This window comes from Ornithinimicrobium cerasi (assembly GCF_003702705.1).
In the GTDB taxonomy this organism is placed as follows: Bacteria; Actinomycetota; Actinomycetes; order Actinomycetales; family Dermatophilaceae; genus Ornithinicoccus; species Ornithinicoccus cerasi.
On record NZ_QZMN01000062.1, the window covers coordinates 1 to 1,284 of the forward strand.

Here is a 1,284-nt window from a genome sequence, read left to right on the forward strand (position 1 = left end):
TGCCGCGAATCGGTTATGCGCTGCCCAGGATTGGCGCGACTTTGTCGAAGTTGCGGGCGCGCAGGTCGCTGAGGCGGATCCAGATCTCAAGGTGCCCATCGTCGCCGAACGCGCCGTCAAGGTTGCCTACGCTCACGATGTCGAACAGGAGCACATGCCGATCGCCGTCTGAGAGGGGCAGGAACTTCTGCAGCGCCTCGCGGGTTTCGTCCACTTCTACACGGAGGTCGTAGTGGCCCAACCCTCGCACGCTGCTGCTCGGCAAAGCAGCCGGGAACGTCGGATCGGCGGCGCGGTACACCGGCACGCGGCTTAGCTCCCAGTCCGCTGGTCGGTGGCGTGCGTGCGCGGCCAGCAAGCGCACCAAGTACTCAAAACGCTCGTACTGATCCTCGTCAAGGTGGTCAGGCGGGGGTCCGAGGCTCGGCATGAACGACAGGCTCACGCTGACGGGGTCAAACGAAGCGGGATGCCTCGTGTCCGTGACGGCCGGGAGGAGGTCTTCACCGTCGGCGATCTCCTGGACGTCCGGATGGTCAAGCAACCAGTCAGGCCTGGACAAGTCCTTCTCGGTCATCCAACGCACGAGGGCGCCGGAGGGTTGGCCTGGGTCAACCCTGACGTCGTGCTCCAGGTCGTAGAAGAGTTGCAGAATGCCAGTTTCAGGAAGGTCGAGCTCGGCAAACCATCGCGATTCGCCGTGGTTGAGCACCTCATGTCCGAGGTCTACCTGCACGATGAAGGCAAGCGGCTGCCCATCCAGTCCTTTGGGCGGCGGCAGGTTCGTCCGCGTCGGCTGGCCTCCGATCCGGCTGACCGGCCGGGGGTCAACACCCTCGGGCCAGTCCTGCGGGTACGTCTCTCGCTCTACCAACGCGCCGCACGGCTCGATGATCACATCATCGGGTCCTAGATCCACCAGCGGGTGGCCATGAGTTGACCCCGGTGCGGCCAGCATCTCCTCCGCGTCCAACGCGAAAATCCACCCCACCTTCTCTTGCGTGTAGGGGTCCAGGTCGCCCGCTCGCACCTTGCGCCACAGCAGCGCTGGCCCTTCGGGTGCTGCCAGCAATCGCTGCTCCAAACCGTGGGCCCGCTCGACAAGGCGGTTCCAGGCCCGCCATGGCATCGCATCCTCCTGGCCCCTCTGTAACGCCCAAAGGTCACAGAGCTCGTCCCAGAGCGACTCCACCTCATTGACCACGGACACACCATAGGGAAAAGGATCGGCATATCTGCCAGACTCCCCGAGGCGCTCGTGTCGACGCACGCATCTGCCGCGTG

1 protein-coding gene is annotated in these 1,284 nt (G+C 64.6%); it reads right to left on the reverse strand.

Annotated elements, in window-relative coordinates; translation table 11 throughout:
• Nucleotides 1-13: 13 nt before the first annotated feature.
• Nucleotides 14-1,204 carry a DUF1963 domain-containing protein gene (locus D4B81_RS17785; RefSeq protein ID WP_122263982.1) on the reverse strand — a complete coding sequence of 397 codons (1,191 nt, stop codon included), beginning with the start codon at nt 1,202-1,204 and terminating at the stop codon, nt 14-16.
• Nucleotides 1,205-1,284: the final 80 nt, after the last annotated feature.